The 22,855-nt window shown below is 69.6% G+C and carries 17 protein-coding genes and 2 pseudogenes; 6 read left to right on the forward strand and 13 right to left on the reverse strand.

Annotation, left to right across the window (positions count from 1 at the left end; genetic code table 11):
- Nucleotides 1-8 precede the first annotated feature (8 nt).
- Nucleotides 9-2,363 carry a family 43 glycosylhydrolase gene (locus tag ALI22I_RS20765; protein WP_077007208.1) on the reverse strand — a complete coding sequence of 785 codons (2,355 nt, stop codon included), beginning with the start codon at nt 2,361-2,363 and terminating at the stop codon, nt 9-11.
- 127 nt (nt 2,364-2,490) lie between these two features.
- A complete protein-coding gene (locus ALI22I_RS20770) occupies nt 2,491-4,464 on the reverse strand; it encodes a family 43 glycosylhydrolase (protein ID WP_238598484.1) in 1,974 nt (657 codons plus the stop codon).
- Nucleotides 4,465-5,608: 1,144 nt separating this feature from the next.
- Between ALI22I_RS20770 and ALI22I_RS20775 the strand changes: the two genes are divergently transcribed.
- The 4 genes and pseudogenes from ALI22I_RS20775 to ALI22I_RS20790 form a co-directional block, all read left to right on the forward strand.
- Nucleotides 5,609-6,625, forward strand: a complete 1,017-nt coding sequence (locus ALI22I_RS20775; RefSeq protein WP_077007210.1) for a DUF2330 domain-containing protein — start codon at nt 5,609-5,611, stop codon at nt 6,623-6,625.
- Between the two features lie 76 nt (nt 6,626-6,701).
- Nucleotides 6,702-7,259 (forward strand): hypothetical protein, encoded by a 558-nt coding sequence (locus ALI22I_RS20780; protein WP_077007211.1) that lies wholly within the window; start codon nt 6,702-6,704, stop codon nt 7,257-7,259.
- 55 nt (nt 7,260-7,314) lie between these two features.
- Nucleotides 7,315-7,656, forward strand: a pseudogene (locus tag ALI22I_RS20785) (ArsR/SmtB family transcription factor); the annotation flags it as partial.
- A pseudogene (locus ALI22I_RS20790) lies at nt 7,652-8,020 on the forward strand (dihydrofolate reductase family protein); the annotation flags it as partial. The pseudogenes ALI22I_RS20785 and ALI22I_RS20790, both read left to right, overlap by 5 nt.
- Before the next feature lie 27 nt (nt 8,021-8,047).
- Here ALI22I_RS20790 and ALI22I_RS20795 read toward each other — a convergent pair.
- From ALI22I_RS20795 to ALI22I_RS20825, 7 genes are all read right to left on the reverse strand, one after another.
- A complete protein-coding gene (locus ALI22I_RS20795) occupies nt 8,048-9,493 on the reverse strand; it encodes a rhamnulokinase (RefSeq protein WP_238598499.1) in 1,446 nt (481 codons plus the stop codon).
- A gap of 53 nt (nt 9,494-9,546) precedes the next feature.
- Nucleotides 9,547-11,583, reverse strand: coding sequence for a bifunctional rhamnulose-1-phosphate aldolase/short-chain dehydrogenase (locus tag ALI22I_RS20800; protein WP_077007350.1), 2,037 nt, complete (start codon nt 11,581-11,583; stop codon nt 9,547-9,549).
- A gap of 39 nt (nt 11,584-11,622) precedes the next feature.
- On the reverse strand, nt 11,623-12,798 hold the full coding sequence (rhaI, locus tag ALI22I_RS20805) for an L-rhamnose isomerase (protein WP_077007212.1): 1,176 nt from the start codon (nt 12,796-12,798) through the stop codon (nt 11,623-11,625).
- Between the two features lie 91 nt (nt 12,799-12,889).
- Nucleotides 12,890-13,984: a rhamnose ABC transporter substrate-binding protein gene (gene rhaS / locus ALI22I_RS20810; protein ID WP_077007213.1), complete on the reverse strand. Its 1,095-nt coding sequence runs from the start codon at nt 13,982-13,984 to the stop codon at nt 12,890-12,892.
- A gap of 65 nt (nt 13,985-14,049) precedes the next feature.
- Nucleotides 14,050-15,096, reverse strand: a complete 1,047-nt coding sequence (locus ALI22I_RS20815; protein ID WP_083751888.1) for an ABC transporter permease — start codon at nt 15,094-15,096, stop codon at nt 14,050-14,052.
- Nucleotides 15,086-16,153 carry an ABC transporter permease gene (locus tag ALI22I_RS20820; protein WP_083751889.1) on the reverse strand — a complete coding sequence of 356 codons (1,068 nt, stop codon included), beginning with the start codon at nt 16,151-16,153 and terminating at the stop codon, nt 15,086-15,088. The genes ALI22I_RS20815 and ALI22I_RS20820 overlap by 11 nt, the downstream gene beginning before the upstream one ends.
- Nucleotides 16,150-17,664 carry a sugar ABC transporter ATP-binding protein gene (locus ALI22I_RS20825; protein ID WP_077007214.1) on the reverse strand — a complete coding sequence of 505 codons (1,515 nt, stop codon included), beginning with the start codon at nt 17,662-17,664 and terminating at the stop codon, nt 16,150-16,152. The genes ALI22I_RS20820 and ALI22I_RS20825 overlap by 4 nt, the downstream gene beginning before the upstream one ends.
- 204 nt (nt 17,665-17,868) lie before the next feature.
- On the opposite strand from ALI22I_RS20825, the gene ALI22I_RS20830 reads away from it, so the two are divergent.
- Nucleotides 17,869-18,936 carry a LacI family DNA-binding transcriptional regulator gene (locus tag ALI22I_RS20830; protein WP_077007215.1) on the forward strand — a complete coding sequence of 356 codons (1,068 nt, stop codon included), beginning with the start codon at nt 17,869-17,871 and terminating at the stop codon, nt 18,934-18,936.
- A 460-nt stretch (nt 18,937-19,396) separates the two neighbouring features.
- On the opposite strand, the gene ALI22I_RS20840 is transcribed toward ALI22I_RS20830, so the two are convergent.
- The 4 genes from ALI22I_RS20840 to ALI22I_RS20855 all read right to left on the reverse strand — a co-directional run bounded on the left by ALI22I_RS20840 (nt 19,397) and on the right by ALI22I_RS20855 (nt 22,118).
- Entirely contained in the window at nt 19,397-20,866 is a 1,470-nt protein-coding gene (locus ALI22I_RS20840; RefSeq protein ID WP_077007216.1) for an aldehyde dehydrogenase family protein, read from the reverse strand.
- Between the two features lie 28 nt (nt 20,867-20,894).
- Complete coding sequence (locus tag ALI22I_RS20845) at nt 20,895-21,179, reverse strand: hypothetical protein (protein ID WP_143532349.1); 285 nt, start codon at nt 21,177-21,179, stop codon at nt 20,895-20,897.
- A gap of 92 nt (nt 21,180-21,271) precedes the next feature.
- Complete coding sequence (locus ALI22I_RS20850; RefSeq protein ID WP_077007218.1) at nt 21,272-21,544, reverse strand: hypothetical protein; 273 nt, start codon at nt 21,542-21,544, stop codon at nt 21,272-21,274.
- A gap of 388 nt (nt 21,545-21,932) precedes the next feature.
- Nucleotides 21,933-22,118, reverse strand: coding sequence for a hypothetical protein (locus ALI22I_RS20855; RefSeq protein WP_077007219.1), 186 nt, complete (start codon nt 22,116-22,118; stop codon nt 21,933-21,935).
- Between the two features lie 120 nt (nt 22,119-22,238).
- Between ALI22I_RS20855 and ALI22I_RS20860 the strand changes: the two genes are divergently transcribed.
- Nucleotides 22,239-22,832 carry a TetR/AcrR family transcriptional regulator gene (locus ALI22I_RS20860; protein WP_202971031.1) on the forward strand — a complete coding sequence of 198 codons (594 nt, stop codon included), beginning with the start codon at nt 22,239-22,241 and terminating at the stop codon, nt 22,830-22,832.
- The last annotated feature ends 23 nt before the right edge of the window (nt 22,833-22,855 follow it).

The following is a 22,855-nucleotide window of genomic DNA, read 5'->3' on the forward strand; positions in this document are numbered from 1 at the left end:
CCCGGAGGTCAACGACAGGTGCGCGCCTCGTGCGGAACAGGGATCCGGGTCGACACCTCGTGTCCGTCGACCGTCGCTGTGGCGGTGACCGTCACCGTGCCGGCGGTGACGCTCGACTGCCGCGTCATGAACGGGTGGAAGCGGGTCTTTCCCGCCTTGACGTCGTCGAACGACTTGGTGCCGTACGGCGTTTCGACAACGAAGTCGACCGGCACGGACTCGTTGTTGGTCACGTGCACGGTGAGCTTGACGTTCGGCCCGGCGCACCGCGTGTCGGCGGTGCCCGCGACCTTCAGCGACGGCTTGGTGAACCGCCAGCTGTCGACTTCGAGGAGGTCACGGCCATCGGGTCCGACGAACGTGAGGTACACGTCGTGCACGCCGGAGACACCGTCGAGCTCCGCGCCGACCTCGGTCCACTCCCCCGTCGGCCCGGCGACCGGGATGGTGGCCAGTACCGGCCCCGCGCGGTCGTCCAGGCGCACCTGGACGCTCGTGCCCGCCGTGAGTGGCTTGACGCGTGCCGCCACACCGGTGGCGCCGGTCCCGAAGTCCACCGACGAGAGTGACGTCCAGTCGCCGTCGTCGACGTCGTGCAGGGCCAGGTTCGGCACGTCGTTCGGCGCGGTGAGCCGCTTGGTGGCGAGTCCCTGCTGCCAGGCGATGGTCTCCGCCTCGATCACCCGGTAGGGGTCGAGGTGGCGGATCTGCTCGGCGCCGTCGAAGGTGCCGAGGACCTCCTTGATGGTGCCGTCGGGGTTGAACTCCAGCTTCGCGATGTGCGGGCTGCGGAACCCCTGCGTCGCGCCGCCGGTGATGCGGCGGTTCAGCGTCTGCGCGTGGTAGGTGAAGTAGTGCTCGCCGTTCAGCTCGAACACCGACTGGTGGTTGTTGCCGCCGGCGCCGAAGTAGACGCCCGGGTTCTTGAAGATGACCCCCGCGTACTTCTCGGGCGTCCACGGGCCCATCGGGTTGTCGGCCACGAGGTAGGCGATGGCGCCGGTCGGCGGGCCGTTCGGGTCGATCGGGCCGCCGAAGCCGAAGTTGGACGAGTAGGAGTAGTAGTACTTGTCCCCGCGCTTGAAGACGTGGCCCGCCTCGAACATCAGCGGGGCGTCGATGGTCTCGGCCGCGCCCTCGGTGCTGATCATGTCGTCGCCGAGCTTGATGACGCGGGTCGACTTCGGGTGGTTGGTGTTCTCGTAGGAGTTGGAGCCGTCGTTGCCGCCACCGCCGAAGTAGAGGTAGCCCTGGCCGTCGTCGTCGATGAACACGCCCGGGTCGAACAGCCAGTTGCGGCCGTCCGACGCGCCGGGGGTCTGGCCGGTGATGAGCAGGCTGCCCCGCTCGTCACGCCACGGGCCCAGCGGCGAGTCGCCGACCAGGACGCCGGTCGCCGCGCCGTTGTTGGCGAAGTAGAGGAAGAACTGCTCCTTGCCGTCGACGACCCGGCTCTCGACCGCGGGCGCCCAGGACTGCGAGGCGTACTTCGCCAGGCCGTTCGGTCCGGCCACCGGGATCTCGCCGTGGTCGGTCCAGTTGACCAGGTCGTCGGACGAGATCACGGTGATCGTGTTGATCCCGCCGTAGGTGTTGGTCGGCGAGGTCCCGTCGGGGCCCGGGTTGTACATCTGGGTGTCGTTGGTCAGGTAGACGTAGACCCGGCCGCCGTGCACGAAGGCGTTGCCGTCGGCACCGAACTTGTGGGAGATCAGCGGGTTGCCCTCGCCGGGGTTCTTGCCGAGGACCTCGATGGTGGTCGACGGGGTGAACTCGTTCAGCACGACGTCGTCGACCTTGAAGTCCATCAGGTGGGTCGCCGGTGCGGCTGCCGGGTCGGCCGTCCACGGGGTCTCGACGAAGACCCGCGGCGTGGTGACGGCCTGCCCTGCCGGGATGGTGAACGTGCCCTGGAGCAGTCCCCACTGGCCGCGCGACACCGTCCCGGTGCCCAGGTTGGTGTAGGTCGAGCCGCCGTAGTGCATGGTCACGAAGAACTGCTTGGTGGCCGGGCTCTCCGGGTTCTCGTACTTCACCCGGGCGGCGACCGTGTAGGTCTTCCCGGCCAGGACCTTCCCGGCCAGGTCCTGCACCGGTCCCGAACCGGTCGTCTTCCGATTCGTCACCTGCACCGCGCCAGAGCCCGAATAGGCGTCGCCGGTCGTCGACAGGGTGGCGCCGTCAGTCGGGTTCCCCGTGTTGACCGCCCACGCCGAGAGGCCGTCCTCGAAGCCCGGGTTGGTGATGAGGTTCGGCCCGGCAGCCATCGCCGACGGGGTGGCCACAAGGCCGCCGACGAGTAAGACGGTGACGAGGACGGCGGTTCTCCGCCGACCCGGCCGCTGCGGACGTTGTCGATCCACGAATGTCTCCTTGATCTGAGTGCGAAGTCACTCGCCCCGGGGCGATCCGAGGCAGCGGTAGCCGAGGACAGTCCACATGAGACATACACCGGCCACCTCCGACGGGAGGCGGCCGATGCCGGGGACCTCAGGGGGTGGTGAGTGCGAAGCGTTCCAACGTCACCGCGCCGCCGAGGGAGGTGGTGGCGTGGTTGAAGATGCCGAATCGGTAGCCCATGAAGAACCGCCAGTCGTTCTTGAGGGTGAACGCGGCGCCCAGGGACGTGAAGTTCACGCCGTCGGTGCTGTAGGAGAAGCGTGCCTGACGGCCGGAGCCGGGACGGATGTCGGCGTTGGCGCGCAACCAGATCCGGGTGCCGGTGAAGTCCGTTCCGGCGACTTCGGTCCCGGTGCCGGTGGTGTTCCAGTTGTCGTCCATGGTCAGGCCGTTGACCATGACGACGCGGTTGCGGCCGTTGTCGCGCTTGACGCCGATCCACGCCGACGAGTCGCGCAGCATCGCCAGGCCGGTGCGGTCGCCGTCACGCATACCGGCAAGGTCGAGCGTGATCGTCGCCGTGGAGGTCGGTCCTTGGATGCGGTGGGTCAGGGTGTTGCGCGCCGAGTACAAGTCGTTGGTGACGGTGGCCGTCTGCATGCGCAGGCCGTTGTTGACGGAGTACCGACCGGTGTCGGGATTGTGGTTCCACTCCCACTGCGGGCCGAGGGTGGTGCCGCTGAACGTGTCCACGCCGGTCATCGGTTTCACCTGGCGTGGCGGCGCGGGGAGGTTCGGCATCGGGTAGGTGGTGCCCCAGGCGTTGTTGACGGTTTGCAGCCGGGGCCAGCCGTCCGAGGTCCAGGTGATCGGCGCGAGCACCGGCACCCGGCCACCGGGGTAGGAGTCGACGAACGCCAGGTAGTGCCAGTCGCCGTTCTGCGTCTGCACCAGACCGCCCTGGTGCGGGACACCGCCTCCGGGGATGGGGCCAGGCAGGTCCAGCAGGAGCTGTTGCACGGTGTAGGGGCCGAACGGGTTGCCGGCCTTGAGGATGTACTGGCCGTTGGCCGGGCGGGTGAGGAAGATGTAGTAGTTGCCGTTGCGCTTGTAGAACCGCGCGCCCTCCAGCGTGCCGATGTTCGACGGCGTGGTGAACACCTGCTGCGACCGGACCTCGGTCTTCCCGTCGGCGGACAGCTGCGCGACGCTGATGTTCGTGTTGCCGTAGGCGACGTACATGGTGTCGTTGTCGTCCACGAGCATTCCGGCGTCGTAGTAGCACTTGTCGATCGTCGTGTGCTTGCTCCACTGACCGTCCACCGCGGCGGCGGTGTAGATGTGGGTCTGACCGAAGTCGACGCAGCCACCCCAGTAGAATGTCTTGTTGCTCTTGCGGTAGTTGAGGAACGACGCCCAGATCCCCCGCACGTACCCGCGCCCGCCGCTCATGTCGTACTTGGCGCCGAAGTCCAGCCGCGGCACGGAGTGGCCCGCGAACTCCCAGTTCACCAGGTCGTAGGACCGCAGGATCGGCGCGCCGGGCGAGTAGTGCATGGTGGACGCCGAGTAGTAGTAGGTGTCGTCGACACGCAGGATGTCGATGTCCGCGAAGTCCTGCCACAGCACCGGGTTGGTGTACGACGTCGGCCTGGGCGTCGCGGTGGTGGTCGTGGTCGTGGTCGTCGTCGTGGGACTCACGCTCCCGGTGCAGGTGGTCCCGTTGAGGCGGAACGACGTGGGGCTGGGGTTGGCGGAGGTCCAGGTGCCGTTGAAACCGAACTCGACCTTGCCACCCGTGGCGATCGAGCCGTTGTGGGAGACGTTCCTGGCACTGACCTGGGCGCCGCTCTGGGTGATCACCGCGTTCCAGTGCTGGCCGACCTGCTGACCCGCGGCGAACGACCACTCCAGCGCCCAGCCGTTGACCGGGTCGCCGAGATTGGTGACGGCGACGGTGGCGCCGAACCCGCCCTGCCACTCCGAGGACTTCGTATAGGTCACCGCGCAGCCGGCCGCGGCGCCCGCCGGCGGGCTCGCCACCAACCCGCTGCCCACCAGGCCCGCGATGGCTACCACCGTGAAGACCAGTGCCTGCATGCCGTGCCGATGCGTTCGTCGCATAGGAGTCCCCATCGTCATCGTTGACGGGCGGCCGTGGTGGTGGCATGACGACCGACCTGGGCGAAACTTTTCGGTTCAGCGACCAATACTTTCGTGGCAATGTAGCCGGCGCGCGACCGAACCGTCAACGCTCAGTGAAGCCATAATGTGAGCGCTAACTTCGATGGTGCCGCAGGCTTGATCTTGTCGAAGAATGTTCGACAACGTCAGCCTTGCGCAGCTGACTTCGCTTGTAGACGCAACCTACTCCGTTCAGCCCAACGTGCCTGCCAGGCAAGCCGAGTCGTGTTGTGAGCGCAAACATCGACTCGGTTCGACGCCGCCCGACTGGTCGCCGCGTTGTGCGAACGCCTGGACGCCGACGGTCCCCTCTGGGGAATTTCGGTCAACACTGAAGTTATTCAGATCTTTAACGTCACAACGGCGGGCAGACCGACAAGCGCGAGACGATCACGCCCGGGGCGGGGGCGGTTGGCTTCGCCGGCATGTTGGTGACACGTGACCGGCAACGACTGACGGCCTGGCTAGCGTTCGTCGCACGGCGCGTCGCACGGCAACACTTGTCGTCACAACGCTCCTGGCCGCGTCTGCCTGTTCGACGGGACCGGCACCGGCCGAGCCGCCATCCCCCACGCCGTCGATTCCCACCGCCGGCGCGCCGCGCAGCAACGGCATCGCGATCACAGCCGACCACCTGCGCGACAGCGATCCCTGCGCGCTGCTGAACACCGAGGCACTGGCGAAGTACGGCAGGGCCACCATCGACATGGGCACCCAGTTCACCACCTGTGACGCCACCATCGGGCTGACCAACGGCACCGGCCACTGGACGACCCCGGTGGCGTGCAGACGATCGAGGAAGTATCGGTGCAGGTCACCGCCGACGCCCCGGACGAGTCGAGCTGCCCCCTCGCCCTCGAACTGGCCACCTCCGCCGTCAACCGACTGCCACCGGGCTAACCGTTCCGGCGGCGGACGCCAGTGGCGCCGCCCGGACACGACGTCGCTCACCCATCCCCTGCCTGACGATCGCGGGGCATCTGTCCACGCCCCCGTCCTGCCAACCCTCGGACGCGACGGCCGGGCCGGATCGCGGAACCTGATCACCGGCGAGCGCGTCCGACCGGTCATGACAACCGGTCGTATGGCAACCCGCATCGCGGTCGTGGTCGCGCTCGTCGTCACGGTGGTGGCGGTCGATCCCGCGATGTCCGGCGCCTGCGCCTGCGGGGCGTTCGTCGCCAACGACAAGCTGCGCGCGCAGCAGGAGACCGCGCTGGTGGAGTTGACCGGCCGCACCGAGTCGATCACCCTCTCGGTGCAGGCGCGTTCCGAGGCGACCCAGGCGGCGTTCCTGATGCCGGTTCCCGCGCGCGCCCGGTTCGAGGTGGCCGAGGGGGAACTGTTCACCGAACTGGACCGGATCAGCCGCCCGGACGTCGAGGTGCGGCGCGTGACGGTGGACGGTGACGGCGCGGGCGCTCCCCCGCAGTCCGATCGCGGCGCCACCGTCGTCGACCACGTCGAGATCGGACCCTACGAGGTCGCCCAACTCGCCGGCACCGACGCCACCGCCGTGACGCACTGGTTGGGCGACAACGACTTCACCCTGCCCACCGCTCTCGAAGGCGCGCTCGGACCGTACCTCGCGGAGGGCTGGCTCGTCGTCGCGGTGCGCCTGGCCCCGACCTCCGGCAGCCTCTCCGCCGGGCTGCCGCCGATGCGGCTGGCGTTCGAGACCGACACGCCGGTCTACCCCATGCGCCTGTCGGCCACGGCCGAGGGCAGGCAGCCGCTGCGCCTGTACGTGCTGGCCGACCACCGGATGGACATCAGCAACCCGGCGCCCGACGGCAGCGCGCCCGACCTGACGTTCGCGGGCCAGGTGAAGCCGGACCCGCAATACCCGACGCTGTCGGCGGCGTTGAGCGGCCCGCGTTTCCTGACCCGTTACGACGGGGAGTTCAGGCCGGCGCAGATCACCGACGACATCCGCTTCACCCGTTCCGCGACCGACGAGCCGCACCGCGCGGTCGTGATCGTCAAGGAGTACGTCCGCTCGCCGTGGCCGATGCCCGCGGTGCCGCTGATCCTCCTGGTCCTGGCCCTGGCCGCCGGCGCCGTCGTGATCGTGCGTCGCCGCCGGTCGGCCAAAGCCTGACAGTGTGTCCCTGAAGGACCGTCGCCCGACCACGCGCCGGAGCTGGACCATGCCGACAACACAACAGGAGAGTGCTGTGACAGTCCCCAGGACGGACCGACCGTCGACCCGGCTGGAGATCGCCAAGGAGCACGCGGAGCACGTGCTCGGACGGCGAACCGCCCAACGGCTCGCGGCGTTCGACAACGGGACCCTGTACGTCCAGGCCGGTGACGGAGCGCAGTTCCTGACGTGGCTGGTCGACTTCGTGGTGTTCATGCTGGGTGTCGGGCTGGGTTTCGTCGTCATGTCGGTCGTGTACGTCCAAACAGGATTCTCCGACGGAACCCTCACCCTGCTGATGCTCTCGTGGTTGTTCACGGTGCCGTTGCTGTACGGCCTGTGCTACGGCAACGGCCGCGCACTCGGCGCGGTCCTCACCGGCACGCGGCTCGTACGGATCAAGGACGGTGGTCGAGTCGGCGGCAAGGCGTGCTGGGCCATGCTGGTCAGAACTCTGCTCCTCCCGTTGCTGCTCATCGCGGTGGTGGTAGGCGCGCTCGGTGGTGTCGGGAGTTCACCGAGCGGTTCGCCCGCCAGGACCAGCATCGACGTCGACGCCACTCGGCGGCTCCACGCCGCGGGCATCCGGTGAACCACCGCAAGGTATTCCTTGACGCGAATATTCTGATGGGTGAATACTTCGATCCGTGGACCGGATCGCATCAGCACTGGGTGACGCCGCACGGTGGCGCATCGTGGAGCTCCTCGCCGAGCGGCCCCGGCCTGTCGGTGAACTGGCCGAGCTGACCGGGCTGCGGCAGCCGCAGACCACCAAACACCTCCAGGCCCTCGCCCGCGCCGGCCTCGTCACCGTCTTCCCACTCGGCCAACGTCGCGTCTACGCGGTCGAAACCGCGCCGCTGGCGGCTCTCGTGGACCGGTTGCGGGAACTGGTCGAGACCGCCGAGGCGCACGACGGCGAGCGAGACGTCATCGCGCGGTACCGCGCTGCCATCGAAGCGGAATCCGCGGTCGCGGACCGGGAACGCCGATCCACGTGATCGCGGCTACGCGAAGTGGCTGATCGACACGGAAAAGGTGGTCCTCTCGACCACCTTGACCGAGGCGCCGTGGGAACACACCCGCGTGGTGAACGCCCCCGCCGCCGACGTCGTCGCCGACCTCAAGACCACCGGCGAGGGCGACATCCTGGTCAACAGCAGCGCCGGCATCATCAAGGCGCTGCTGTCGGCGGACCTGCTCGACCGGCTGTACCTCATGAGCTGCCCCGAGATCGCCGGGGGCGGGCAGCGGCTGTTCGACGACGGCCTGCCGGCTACGAAGTGGACGCTCACGCACCAGGAGACCGGCAAGCTCGGCGAGATCGCCCTGGTCTACGACCGCGCACGCTGATGGCCGCGTTAACGCCGGTTCGTCGTTCTACCGCCCCCTGGAGTCGGCTGAGCCGGACATGCTGCGGGCCTCGGCTGCGGACCATTCGCCGCCGTCACCCGACGGCGTGAACCGGCGGGGCTCGTGGGTGGAGTGGATCAGTGCCCGCATGGCGGCGATGTCGGGCAGGTCCGCACCCAGCGTGCGGGCCTGGACGAGCACGTTGCCGAGAGCGGCCGCCTCGACCGGCCCGGCCAGGACCGGGACGCCGCAGGCGTCGGCGGTCAGCTGGCACAGCAGGTCGTTGCGCGCGCCGCCGCCGACGACGTGCACCACGTCGACCGGTCGTCCCGACAGCACCGCGGCCTGCCGGACGGTGCGGCGGTACGCCAGGGCGAGGCTGTCCAGGATGCAGCGAACGATCTCCGCCGGTGTGGCGGGAGGGTGCTGCCCGGTGTCACGGCAGGCGTTCTCGATGCGGGCGACCATGTCTCCGGGCGGGAGGAACACCGGCGCGTCGATGTCCACCACGGCGCGCAGCCGAGGCATCGCGGCCGCCTGGGCGAGCAGGCTCGCCAGATCCGCCGGCGCCCCGCGGGCCTTCCACGTGCGCAGCGTCTCCGACAGCACCCACAGCCCCATCACGTTGCGGAGGAAGCGGATGCCGCCGTCGACACCGCCTTCGTTGGTGAAGTTGGCCGCCATCGCGTCGGCGGACAGCACCGGCTCGTCCAGCTCCACCCCCACGAGCGACCACGTGCCCGACGAGATGTAGGCGAAGTTGGTCCCCGGCTCCGCAGGCACGCCGACGACGGCCGACGCGGTGTCGTGCGAGCCGACCGCGACCACCGGCAACCGCGGTACCGACAGGTCGTCCGCGACTTCGGGCACCAACGTGCCGATGACCTGTCCCGGCGACCGCAGCGGCGGCAGCAGGCGGGCCGGGATGCCGACCTTGCCGGCGAGGTCGGTGGCCCACGTGCGGGCGCACACGTCGTAGAGCTGGGTGGTGGACGCGTTGGTGTGCTCGGCGCCGACGACGCCGGTGAGCCAGTAGGCGATCAGGTCGGGGATCAGCAGCGCGGTCTCGGCGCAGCCCAGCCGGGGACCACCCACCTCGGTCGCGAGCTGGTACAGGGTGTTGAACGGCAACTGCTGGAGACCGGTCACGTTGTACAGCTCGTCATCCGGCACGATCGCGCGCACCCGCTGGATCGCGTCGGCCGTGCGCGCGTCGCGGTAGTGCACGGGGTTTCCCAGCAACGCGCCGTCCCCGTCGAGCAATCCGTAGTCGACGGCCCAGGAGTCGATGCCGATCCCCGCGATCGGGGCGGCCCGGTCGGCCGCCCCGATCCCGGCCAGGGTTTCCCGGTAGATGCCCAGGATGTCCCAGTGCAGCGTCGACCCGCCGGGGCGCGCGACGCGGACCGGACCGTTGGGAAACCGGTGCACCTCGTCCAGCGCGAGGTGCCCGGCTCCCACCGTGCCGACCATCACCCGGCCGCTGGTGGCACCCAGGTCGACAGCGGCCACACGCAGGTCGGCACTCACCGGAGGAATCCCGCGGCGACGCCTGCGTCGACGGGGATGTGCACGCCGGTCGTGTGGCTGAGTTCGTCCGTGGTGAGGACGAACACCGCGGCGGCCACGTTCTCGGGCAGCACCTCCCGCTTGAGCAGGGTGCGCTGCGCGTAGAACTTGCCGAGTTCGGACTCCGGCACGCCGTAGACGGCGGCCCGCTGCGCGCCCCAGCCCTTGGCGAAGATGCCGGAGCCGCGGACCACGCCGTCGGGGTTGACGCCGTTGACCCGGATGCCGTGCTCGCCGAGTTCCGCGGCCAGCAACCGCACCTGGTGCGCCTGGTCGGCCTTGGCCGCGCCGTAGGCGACGTTGTTGGGCCCGGCGAACACCGAGTTCTTCGACGAGATGTAGACGATGTCACCGCCGAAGCCCTGGTCGATCATCGCCTTCGCGGCGGCCCGCGAGACCAGGAAGGAGCCCTTGGCCATCACGTCGTGCTGCAGGTCCCAGTCGCGCTCGGTCGTCTCCAACAGCGACTTGGAGATCGACAGGCCGGCGTTGTTCACCACCAGGTCGACCCCGCCGAAGGCGAGCGCCGCCGCGTCCACCGCGGCTTGGACGGCGTCGGCGTCGGTGACGTCGGAGGTGACCGCGATCGCCCGGTCGCTGCCGCCGATCCCCTCGGCCACCGCCGTCGCGGCGGTCGTGTCGAGGTCCGCGACCACCACGCAGGCGCCTTCCGCGCCCAACCGCTCCGCGATGGCCTTGCCGATACCCGAACCGGCGCCGGTGACCAGCGCGACGCGGCCGGCCAGCGGCTTGGGCTTGGGCATCCGCTGGAGCTTGGCCTCTTCCAGCGCCCAGTACTCGATGCGGAACTTCTCGCTCTCCGCGATGGGCGCGTAGGTCGAGACCGCTTCGGCGCCACGCATCACGTTGATGGCGTTGACGTAGAACTCGCCCGCCACCCGCGCGGTCTGCTTGTCCTTGCCGAACGAGAACATGCCCACGCCCGGCACCAGCACGATCGCCGGGTCGGCGCCGCGCATCGGCGGGCTGTCCGGGGTGGCGTGCCGCTCGTAGTAGGCGGCGTACTCGGTCCGGTAGGCCTGGTGCAGTTCCTTGAGCCTGGCCACGACCTCCTCGATCGGCGTCGACGGGGGCAGGTCCACCACGAGCGGGCGGACCTTGGTGCGCAGGAAGTGGTCCGGGCACGAGGTGCCCAGCGCCGCCAGCGGCAGCAGCTTCTCGCTCGCGCAGAAGTCGAGCACCACGCCGGTGTCGGTGTAGTGGCCGACCTGCCGGTGGTCGGTGGACGCCAGGCCGCGGACGACCGGTGCCAGCGCGGCGGCCCTGGCGCGCCGCTCCTCGACCGGCAGCGGCTCGTAACCGGGCACGACCGCACCGAACGGGTCGGCCTTGCCGCGTTCGGCGATGAACCGCTCGGCCGTGCGGATGATGTCGAGCGAGTTGCGCTCGCACTCCTCGGACGTCGCGCCCCACGCGGTGATGCCGTGCCCGCCCAGGATCACGCCGATGGCCTGCGGGTTGGCCTGCTTCACCGCGGCGATGTCCAGGCCGAGCTGGAAGCCGGGCCGGCGCCAGTCCACCCAGGCCACCCGGTCGCCGAAGCACTCCTTCGTCAGCGCCTGGCCGTCCGCGGCGGTGGCCAGGGCGATACCGGAGTCGGGGTGCAGGTGGTCGACGTGCGCGGCGTCGACCAGGCCGTGCATGGCGGTGTCGATGGACGGCGCCGCACCGCCCCTGCCGTGCAGGCAGTAGTCGAACGCGGCCACCATCTCGTCCTCGCGGTCCACGCCGGGGTAGACGTCGACGAGCGCCCGGAGGCGGTCCAGCCGCAGCACGGCCAGGCCCGCCTCGGTCAGGGTGCCGAGGTCTCCCCCGGAGCCCTTGACCCACAGCAGGTCGGTCTCCTCCCCCGTCACCGGGTCCAGCGCGGCGGCCTTGGCGGAGGTGTTGCCCCCGGCGTAGTTGGTGTTGCGCGGGTCCGCGCCGAGCGCGTTGCTGCGCGCGATGAGGTCGGCGACGGTATCGATGGTCATCTCCGTGGTGTCCCTCGGTTCGTTCTTCGGCGCCAACGCTCAGGCGCCCCAGCCGGCCTGCGGCCCGTGTGCCCGCTCGGCCTCGATCTGCTTCTGGTACCCGCTGCGGCGGTACGCGGCGACCGGGTCGGGGTCCAGCCCCGCCTCTTCCCGGACCTCGGCCAGCAGCGGCCGCACGTCGGTGTTGAAGGCGTCCATCAGCACCGCGTTGGCACCCAGGACGTCACCCTCCTGCTGTGCGGTCCGCAGTGCCTCGCGGTCCACCAGGAGCGCCTTGGCGGTGGCCTCCTGGACGTTCATCACCGAGCGGATGACCGCCGGGATCTTCGCCTCGATGTTGTGGCACTGGTCGAGCATGAAGTTGATGCCGTACGCCGGGTCCAACGCGTCCGCCCGGACGATCTCGTTCATGATCCGGAACAGCTGGAACGGGTCGGCCGCGCCCGCCATCAGGTCGTCGTCGGCGTAGAAGCGGGAGTTGAAGTCGAACGCGCCCAGCTTGTCCTGCCGCAACAGGAACGCGACGATGAACTCGATGTTGGTGCCGGGGGCGTGGTGCCCGGTGTCGATGACCACGGTCGCCCGCGGCCCCAGTTCCAGGCAGTGCGCGTAGGCGGTGCCCCAGTCCGGGACGTCGGTGGCGTAGAAAGCCGGTTCGAACAGCTTGTACTCCAACAGCATCCGCTGGCCCTCGCCCAACCGCGCGTAGGTCTCGCGCAACGCCTCGGCGAGCCGGTCCTGCCGGTCGCGCAGGTCGTCCTGGCCGGGGTAGTTGAGCCCGTCGGCGAACCACAGCTTGAGGTCGCGCGACCCGGTGGCGTCCATGATGCCGATCGCTTCGAGCAGGTGGTCGGTCGCCTTGCGGCGGACGCCGGGGTCCGGGTTCGTCACCGAACCGAGCTTGTAGTCGTCGTCCTGGAAGACGTTGGTGTTGATCGCGCCGAGCCCGACCCCGAGGTCGGCGGCGTGGCGCGACAGGGCGGCGTAGTCGTCCACCTTGTCCCACGGGATGTGCAGCGAGACCGTCGGCGCCACGCCGGTGAACCGGTGGACCGTCGCGGCGTCCGCGATCTTCTCCTCGGGGGTGCGCGGAACACCGGCTTGGGCGAACACCTTGAAGCGGGTACCGGAGTTGCCGTACCCCCACGAAGGCGTCTCGATCCGCTGGTTGCGCAGAGCTTGCTTCACGGCCTTCACGTCAGGCACGTCGATCACATCTCCTCAGCTGGCCCTTTTCGGGGGCGGGCACCCCGGTGCCGGCGTCACGCGCACGGCACCGGGGTACGACAGGCGACCCGGTCTCGGGTCAGAAATCGAACTGGTCGATGTTGCCCGAGTCGAACACCGTCGGCGGGCCGAGCACGATCACGCCGTCCTTGCCGATGGTGTAGTCGCCGAGCTTGCCCGCGGTGAACCTCTCACCCTCGGCGCCGGTGATCCGGCCCGACGCCAGGGACGCGCCCACGTGGGCCGCCAGGTAGCCGAGGTCGGCCGGGTTCCACAGCGCGAACGCCTTGACCGTGCCGTCCTTGACGAACGCCCGCATCTGGTTCGGCGTGCCGAGGCCGGTCAGCGCGACCTTGCCCTTGAACTCCGAGCCGGACAGGTACCGGGCGGCGGCGGCGACACCGACCGTGGTGGGCGAGATGATGCCCTTCAGGTCCGGGTAGGAGCGCAGCAGGCCCTGGGTCTCCTGGAACGACTTCTGGTCGTCGTCGTTGCCGTAGGCGGTGGTCACCAGCTCGATCTTGCTGTACTCGGGCTTGGTCAGCTCCTTCTTCATCAGCTCGATCCAGGCGTTCTGGTTCGTCGCGTTGGGGGTCGCGGAGAGGACGGCGATCTTGCCCTCGCCACCGATCTGCTCGGAGATCAGCTTGACCTGGTTCTCGGCGATGCCCTCGGCGGTCGCCTGGTTGACGAACGCGTCGCGGCACTCCGGCTTGGTGTCGGAGTCGAAGGTGACCACCTTCGCCCCCGCCTTGCGGGCGTCGTTGAGCGCACCGCAGATGGCGTTCGGGTCGTTGGCCGACGTCACGATCACGTCGGTGCCCTGCTGCGACAGCGTGTTGATGTAGCTCACCTGCGAGGAGGCGTTGGCCTCCGACGGGCCGACTTCCTTGTACTCGCCCTTGAGCTCCTCCACTGCGGACTTGCCGCCGTTGTCGGAGACGGTGAAGTACGGGTTGTTGACCTGCTTGGGCAGGAAGGCGATCTTGAGGCCTTCCTTGATCGCAGCGTTCGGGTTCGCCTGGCCGGTCGCCTGACCGGTCGCGTCACCGGCGCTGTCCTCACCGCCGCGAGTGGTGCCACCGCACGCGGCAGTGGCCAGCACCGCGGTGAGCGCTGTGGCGATGACACCGATGCGAAGGCTGCGCCGGAACGGGGAATTGCGCAGTGACATGGGATTTCCTTCCTGACCGGCCGTCCTGGAACAGGTGCGGCACGCGTGGAATGTGCGGGGCTTGGTCATCCCCGTTGATGTCGTCGTTGACGGAGCCACGAGCGGGCCATTCCCACGACGTTGGGCACGACCACCGAGGTGATCAGAAGAGCACCGGTCACGACGTTCAGGGTGTCGGCCGGAACGTCGGCCAGTTGCAGGGCGTTGCGCAGGCTGCCCAGCAGCAGCACACCGGCGAGTACGCCGAGCAACGTCCCGCGTCCACCGAAGATGGACACACCGCCGAGCAGGACGGCGGCGACGACCGCCAGTTCGAGCCCGGAACCGTTGTCCGCACGGGCGCTGGCGTAGCGCAGCGTCCAGTAGACGCCCGCCAGTCCCGCGACCGCACCGGAGGCCACGAACAGCCAGAACTTGGCCCTGTTCACCGAGACACCGGCGAACGTCGCCGCCTCGGCGTTGTTGCCCATGGCGAACAGCGACCGGCCGAACGGCGTCCAGTGCAGCACCACGGCGAAGGCCACGGCCAACACCACGGCGATCAACACCGACCAGGGCACCGGGCTGCCGCCGATGGTGCTCGACGCGGCATCCGTCCACTGCCGGGGGAAGTCGGCGACCGCCTGGTCCCCCAGCACGACGAACGACAGGCCCCGGTACGCGGCGAGCGTGCCGATGGTGACGGCGAGCGAGGGCAGGCCGAACTTCGTCACGAACAGGCCGTTCACCATGCCCAGGACCGCGCCCAGCAGGATCACGAGCACGACGATGAGCTCCAAGGGCAGTCCCGCCACCCACAGCTGGCCCATCACGGCGCTGCACAGGCCCAGCGTGCTCGCGACCGACAGGTCGATCTCGCCGGTGATCACGATGAGCGTCATCGGCAGCGCGATCAGCGCGATCGCCACGATGTCCATCAACAGGAACTGGGTGTTGCGCGGACCGGCGAACCCGTCCACGGACGCTCCGGCACCCACTACGACGAGCGCCAGGACGATGACGACCCAGGTGTCCCACCGGGTGAACAAGGCCCGCCCCAGCGCGCCGGCCCGGCGTGCTCCAGGCTCCGGAGCGGGTGCTTCCGGGTGTGCGTACAGCGTGTCATGCGCCATGGGACGTCCTCCCTCGCAAACGGTTCGCCGCTCGTACGGCCAGCAGCCGCTCCAGCCCGATGGCGGCGAGGATGAGACCGCCCACGACGGCCTGCTGCCAGAACGGGTTGATCCGCAGCACGGCCAGCGAGCTGCCGATCGTGGTCAGCAGCACCGCGCCGACCGCGGCGCCGTACACGCTGCCGCTGCCCCCGAAGATCGCCACGCCGCCGACCACGGCCGCCGCGACGACCTGCAACTCGATCCCGGTGCCGACCGTGGCGTCGATGGTGCCGAACCGCGCCGCGTACAGCACGCCCGCCAACCCGGCCATCGCGCCGCTGACCACGAAGGCGACGAACACCCGCCGCCCCACCGGGATGCCCGACAGGCGGGCCGCGTTCGGCTCCGAGCCGATCGCGTACAGCTCCCGTCCCGAGCGGTAGGACTGCAGGTACGCGCCGACCAGGAGCACCACGGCCAGTGCGATGACCGCCAGCAGGGGGGTGCCCAGCAGCGTCGACGTGCCCAGGCGCAGGAATCCGGCCGGCATGTCGGCGGCGTTGATCTGCTCGCCCTTGGCCCACGAGTGGTCGATGCCGCGGAACATGTAGAGGGTGCCCAGGGTGATCACCAGCGCCGGCACCCTGGCCGCCGCGACGAGCACACCGTTGATCACACCGCACGCCGCGCCGAGCGCGATCCCCACGAGCACCGCGACGATGATCGGTGTGCCGGGCGCCGCGCCGAACAGCTTGCCGGTCGCGAACGCCACGAGTCCCAGCACCGCGCCCACCGACAGGTCGATGTTGCGGGAGACGATCACGACCGTCTGCCCGACCGCCAGGATGACCAGGATCGAGGCGCCCAACAACACGTCGCGGACGCTCTGCGCGGACAGGAACGCCGGGTTGACCACCGTGGTCACCGCGACCAGCAGAGTCAGCGCGACGATGATGCCCAGTTCCCTGGCCGCCAGGACGCGCCGGCCGAAACCGGTGCGCCGGCTGGGCCGTTGCCCGTCCACATCGGACCCGGCGGCACGTTGCGCGCCGGCGTGTTTCTCGGAAGTCTTCATGCCGCCGTTCCGTTCTGCCCGGTCGCCGCGAACATCACCGTCTCCTCGTTGGCCTCGGCGCGGCCGAGTTCGGCGGTGACCCGACCCTCGTGCATGACCAGCACGCGGTCGGCCATGCCGAGCACCTCGGGCAGCTCCGACGACACCATCACCACGGCCATGCCCTGGCCCGCCAACTGCGACATCAGCCGGTGCACCTCCGCCTTCGTGCCCACGTCGATGCCCCTGGTCGGCTCGTCGACGATCAGCACTTTCGGCTCGGTCGCCAGCCACTTGGCCAGCACCACCTTCTGCTGGTTGCCGCCCGACAGGGTGCCGACCGCATCGGCCAGGAGCCCGTACTTCACCTGCAACTTCCTGGTCCACTCGCGCGCGGCACGCCGCTCGCCCCGCCCGGACAGCAGTCCGGCACGGGCCAGCGCGCCCAGCCGGGTGAGGGTGGCGTTGCGCTCGATGGACAGCTCCATCACCAGGCCCTGCTGGCGGCGGTCCTCCGGCACCAGCGCGAGTCCGGCCGCCATCGCCGCGGCCGGCGACCCGGCGTGCAGCCGCACGCCGTCCACGTACACCTCGCCCGCGTCGAGGCGATCGATGCCGAAGACCGCCCTGACCACTTCGCTGCGCCCGGCGCCCACGAGGCCGGCGAGCGCGACGATCTCACCGCGGCGCACCGAGAAGGTGACGTCGGAGAACACGCCGTGGCGCGTCAAGCCGCGGACGTCGAGCACGACCTCCCCCGGTTCGACCTCTTCCTTGGGGAACAGCGCCGAGACATCACGCCCGACCATCCGCCGCACCACCTGGTCGACGGTCAGGTCGGCGGTCGGGTCGGTGGAGACCCAGCGACCGTCCCGCATCACGGTGATCCGCTCGCAGAGCGAGAACACCTCGTTGAAACGGTGCGAAATGAACAGCACCGCCGCGCCATGCGCACACAGGGTGCGAGCGACGGCGAACAGCCGCTCGACCTCGACGCCCGACAACGCCGCGGTGGGTTCGTCCATGACGAGCACCCGGGCGTCGACCGACAGCGCCTTGGCGATCTCGACCAACTGCTGGTCGGCGATCGACAGGCCGCGCGCGGGACGGTCGGGATCGAGGTGCACGCCCAGGCGGTCGAACAGCTTCTCGGCCTCCGCCTTCATCACGGCCTTGTCGATCCGGCGCAGCCGCCCGACCGGCTGACGGCCCATGAAGATGTTCTCCGCGACCGACAGGTCCGGGAACAGCGTCGGCTCCTGGTAGATGATCGCGATGCCCGCGGCACGCGCGTCGGCGGGGCTGCCCAGCGCCAGTGGGGTGCCGTCCATCTCGATCACACCGGAGTCCGGGCGGTGCACGCCGGCCAGCATCTTGACGATGGTCGACTTGCCCGCCCCGTTCTCACCGACCAGCGCGTGAGCCTCGCCGCCGTGCAGCGCGAACGACACACCATCGACCGCGGCCACGGCGCCGAACGACTTGGTGACGTCGCGTACTGCCAGCAGTGGAACAGCGTCGTCCCGCGCCATGCGCAACCTCCAAATTGAAAGGTTTCAAGTTCAGGTGGCTGAACGTTACGCCGACGGAACATTCACCGTCAACGGCTGTCACACAAAAAGGCCTGGTCAACTTCCGTCTACACTGGCCGGACGCAGACCGGCGAGCTCCCACCTCGGGACACTCGCACACGCTCTGAACTCACTCAGTTACACGTTTCAATCAAGGACGGGCGCATGGCCACGGCGAAGTCGAACCCTCCGGGAGCACGGCGGCAGCGCGGCGAGTCGAAGCCCGCGGGCGTCAAGGACGTCGCGGAACACGCCGGGGTCTCGGTGGGCACGGTGTCCAACGTGCTCAACCACCCGGAACGCGTGAACCCCCGGACGAAGGCCAGGGTCCAGGCCGCGATGGCCGATCTCGGGTTCGTGCCCAACGAGTTCGCCCGCCAGCTCCGCAGCGGACGCAGCAGCACCCTCGCGTACGTGATGCTCGACGCCTCCAACCCGTTCTTCATCGACGTCGCGCGCGGCATCGAGGAGGCCGCCGACGAGGCCGACATGTCGCTGTTCAACTGCAACAGCGACAACCGGGTCGCCCGCGAGGTCACCTACCTCAACCGGCTCGAACAGCAGCGCGTCCAGGGCATCCTGATCACGCCCATCGATCCCGAGGCGGCCATCCTGGACGAGCTGCCCCAGCGGGGGACTCCGGTGGTCATCGTCGATCGCAATCGCGGCGGGAACACCCACTGCACGGTCGCGGTCGACGACGTGCTCGGCGGAGCACTCGCCGTCCAGCACCTCATCGAGGCGGGCCACGAGCGCATCGCCTACATCGGCGGGCCGGACACCCTCGGCCAGGTCCGCGACCGGCGGCTCGGCGCCCTCAAGGCCATGACCGAAGCGGGCATGGACCCGGAAGCCCTGGTCGACCTGAGGACATCGGCACTCAGCGTGGCGGAAGGCCGCAACGCGGGCCAACGCCTGGCCGGCCTTCCCGCCGCGACCCGCCCGACCGCGGCGTTCTGCGCCAACGACCTGCTCGCGCTCGGCCTGCTCCAGACGTGCGTCGGCCAGCGCATCCGCGTCCCGGCCGACCTGGCCATCGTCGGCTACGACGACATCGACTTCGCCGCCGCGGCGGCGGTGCCCCTGACCTCGGTCCGGCAACCCCGCCTCGACTTGGGCCGCACCGCGGCGAAGCTCCTCCTGGACGAGGCCACCAACCCCAACCACGAACACAGCCAGATCCTGTTCACACCCGAACTGGTCGTCCGCGCCTCGACCCAGCGGCGGCAGTAGGGCGGCACGGGAAGTTTCCGCAAATACGGACATCCAGTCCATCGGCTGGCAGAGCCGGCGCGACAGCATCAAGGCCAACTTCGACCGTGTGCTGTGGAACGCGTCGCGGAACGAGTACCGCTCACCCGGCTACACCAAGGACAGCGACGACCGGGCCAACGCGCTCGCCGTCGTCGCCGGCCTGGCTCCCGCCTCCCGCTACCGGGGTGTCACCGAGGTGCTGCGCAACCACCTCAACGCCAGCCCGTACATGGAGTTCTACGTCCTCGAAGCGCTCTACCTCATGGGCGCCGCCACCGTCGCCGAGGAGCGGATGCGCAACCGCTTCGCCGCGCAGGTGGCCGACCCCGCCTGCCACACGCTGTGGGAGCTGTGGATCAAGGCCGACGGCACCGACAACCACGCCTGGAACGGCGGCCCGCTGTACGCCCTGTCCGCCTACGCCGCCGACCGCCGGTCCTCAGATCGGGTAGTGCGCGTGGCCCACGGCTTGCACGGTGACCCAGCGGGTGTCGGTGAAGGCCTCGGCGCCCGCCTGCCCGCCGAAGCGGCCGTAGCCGGAGCTCTTCACGCCGCCGAAGGGGGCCTGTGGTTCGTCCGCGATGGACTGGTCGTTGACGTGGACGATGCCGGTACGCAGACGGCCCGCGACCTCCAGGCCCTTCGCCAGGTTCTCGGTGATGACGCCCGCGGTCAGGCCGTGCGGAGTGTCGTTGGCGAGCGCGACGGCCTCCTCGACACTGTCGACCACGTGGACCGCGGTCGCCGGGCCGAAGATCTCGTCGTAGTAGATCTTCATCTCCTTGGTGATGCCGGTGAGGACGATCGGGCGGATCAGCGTGCCCGGCTCCTCGATCTCGCCGGTGCCCGCGGCCAGTTCGGCGCCCTGCGAGACCGCGTCCGCGACGAGTGCCGAGATCCGGTGGGCGGCGGCCGCGTTCACGACCGGGCCGACCGCCGTGCCCGGGTCGCTCGGATCGCCGTACGGCAGTGCCTGGACGCGGGCGGCGAACTTGGCCGTGAATTCGTCGGCGACCGCGCGGTGGACGATGACCCGGTCCACGCACATGCAGATCTGCCCGGCGTTCATGAAGGAGCCGAAGACCGCGGCGTCCACCGCGTAGTCGACGTCCGCGTCTTCCAGCACCAGCAGGGCGTTCTTGCCGCCGAGTTCGAGCACGGCGGGCTTGAGTTGCTGGGCGGCTTGGACGCCGATGGTGCGGCCGACCTCCGTGGAACCGGTGAAGTTGACCATCCGCACGCGGGGGTCGGCGATCAGTGCGGAGACCACCTCGGCGGCGTCGGCGTGGTCGTTGGTGACGACGTTGAGCACGCCCGCGGGCAGTCCGGCCTCGTGCAGGACGTCCGAGATCAGCAGGCCGCAGGCGATCGGCGCGTTCTCGCTGGGCTTGAGCACCACGGTGTTGCCCATCGCGATCGGCATCGCGACCGCGCGGACGCCGAGGATGACCGGCGCGTTCCACGGCGAGATCGCGGCGATCACCCCCTTGGGCACCCGCACCTGCGTGGAGTGGACGCCGTCGGCGTTGGTGGCGAGGGTCTGGCCGGTCGGGCGGGTGACCTCGGCCGCCGCCTCCAGCAGGATGTCGGCGGCGAGCTTGGCGTTGAAGCCGGCCCAGGGCGCGACGCCGCCGACCTCCGCGGCCATCAGCCGTACGACCTCTTCGGTGCGCTCGGCCATCAGCTGCGCGGCGCGCAGGAAGATCCGGCGGCGTTCGGCCGGCTTGGTCGCGGCCCACGCCTCGAACGCGGCGTCGGCGGCGTCCACGGCACGGCGCACGTCGTCCGGGGTACCCGCGGCGACCTCCGCGCAGACGGCGCCGGTCCAGGGGTTGATGTCGGAGGTCGTGCGGCCGGAGGAGGCCGGGAGCTCCTGGCCGTTGATGATCAGTCCTCGAGAGATGGACACGATGCTCCTGGGGGTGGGAAGTGGGGCTTCAGGCCCCGGCGGACGTGGACGTGGGCGAGGGGGTGACGGCCCGGCGGGTGAGCAGGGCGCGGTGGGCGAGGCCGACGAGGGCCGGGGCGACCAGCGGCGTGATCATAAGGCCGTCCCGCTCAGCCGGGTGATCCCCCTGGGCTTCCGCGTCGGCGACCTGCTGCCCGCCGAGCGCTGGCCACCGGAACACCGTGCTCCCGGCGCCGCGTGCCTGCGCCGCCCGCATCGAGTCCGACCTGGCCGTCGCCTTCGCCTTCACTCCGGTACAGACGGGCTGACCCATCGCGCGGTGCTCAAGCGTCTCGTGTGCCGGCGGCGGACAGGCCGATGCGCGGTGGCCAGGGGCGTGCCCTGGCCACCGCGCATCCGGTTTCGTCAGTTCGACTGCACGGACCACAGGTCCGCGATGGACGGGTCGAAATCGCCCGGGACGTCCTGGAACCGGATCCGCACCTTGCCGTCCGCGGTGTCCGCCGACGGTTGCACCACGAACTGGTAGGTCGCCGTGCCGCCGTCCCCGCGCTGGAATCGGCGCTGGTGCACGGGCTTGCCGTCGATCAGGACGTCGTAGGTCTTGCGCTGCGCCATGTGGTACGTCTCGACCGCGCGGATGACGAACGCCTGGCCGGCAGGGACGTTCAGGTCCATTTCGAACCAGCCATCGGATGCGCAGGATGAGACGGATCGGGTCGCCCATCTTGTTCTCCAGCCGGCGGATCGCGTCGGCGGCGTCGACCAGCGCCTGCATCTGCATCTGCATCTGCCGGATGCTGCCCTGATAGGACCTTTCCTCTCCTCGCTTGAGCTTGGCGATGAACGGCAACTGCGTGGCGCGGCCCATGGCCACGGTCAGCGCGTGCAACATCGCCTGGAGGAAAGGGTCCAAGTCCTCCCGCTGGAAGGAGTGGAACCGGTGGCGAATCCGCACAGGGCGATGGTGTCCAGGGTCAGCCGGGTCATGTCGTCGGCGACGTCGACGGGCCGGTCGGCTTGCCGAACCGCGTTTCGTCGCAGAGCTCGGCGACCAGGTCGGGGTCTAGACGAAGACCTCCTCCGCGCCGGCGATGCTCAGGCTGTAGATGCCGTCGGGGTATCGGCGACCCAGCTCGGCGAAGAACCGGACCGGACTCCCGGACGGGATCTGCAGCGTGTTCCCGACGAGCGGGACGCCGCGCGGGAGCGGGATGGGGCGGATGTCGTCCTTGGGTTGCCCCTCGGTCATTTCCATACAACGTATGAAACTTCCTGCAGTGGTACCATACGCCGTATGGAAACTTCGAGGGCGATTCCCAGGAAGACGAGGAAGAGAGATCAACCTCTCACCAAGGAGGGCATCTGCGCCGTGGCTCTCCGGCTCATCGACGCCGAGGGAGTCGATGCGCTGACCATGCGCAAACTCGCGGCCGCGCTGGACGCCAACCCGATGTCGCTGTACCACCACGTGCCGAACAAGGAAGCCCTGCTGCACGGCGTGGCGACACTGGCCGCCGCCGAGTTCCGCACCACGGCGGAAGACCTCCCCTGGCGGGACCGCCTGCGCCGACTCGCGACCGACTTCCGCACGCTGGCGCACCGCCACCCCAACCTCATGGCCTATTCCTCCCGCCAGCCCGACTTCATCCACCCGGAAGACCCCTTCTGGGTCGGACTCACCGAGGCGCTGGAGGCGGCAAGAGTGCCGCCGCGCGACCTCCCGCAAGTGCGAGCCCTGCTCTGCGCCGTCTTCAACGGACTACTGCTCGCCGAACTGAACGGCGCCCTGGAGCGGTGGGTCAGCCTGCCGCCCACTCCCACCGCGCTCGACGAAGACCTGCCCGCCGCACCCGGGACCGACATGGGCCACCTTTTCCACCTGGCGGTGGACGCGGCCATCACGAGCGTGGCGCAGCACTTCACGCCGATTCCCGCCGACCCTGAGGATGGCGACGCACGGTAGGCGCGGTGCCCCAGTGCACAAGG

The organism is Saccharothrix sp. ALI-22-I (assembly GCF_001984175.1).
Classification (GTDB): Bacteria; Actinomycetota; Actinomycetes; order Mycobacteriales; family Pseudonocardiaceae; genus Actinosynnema.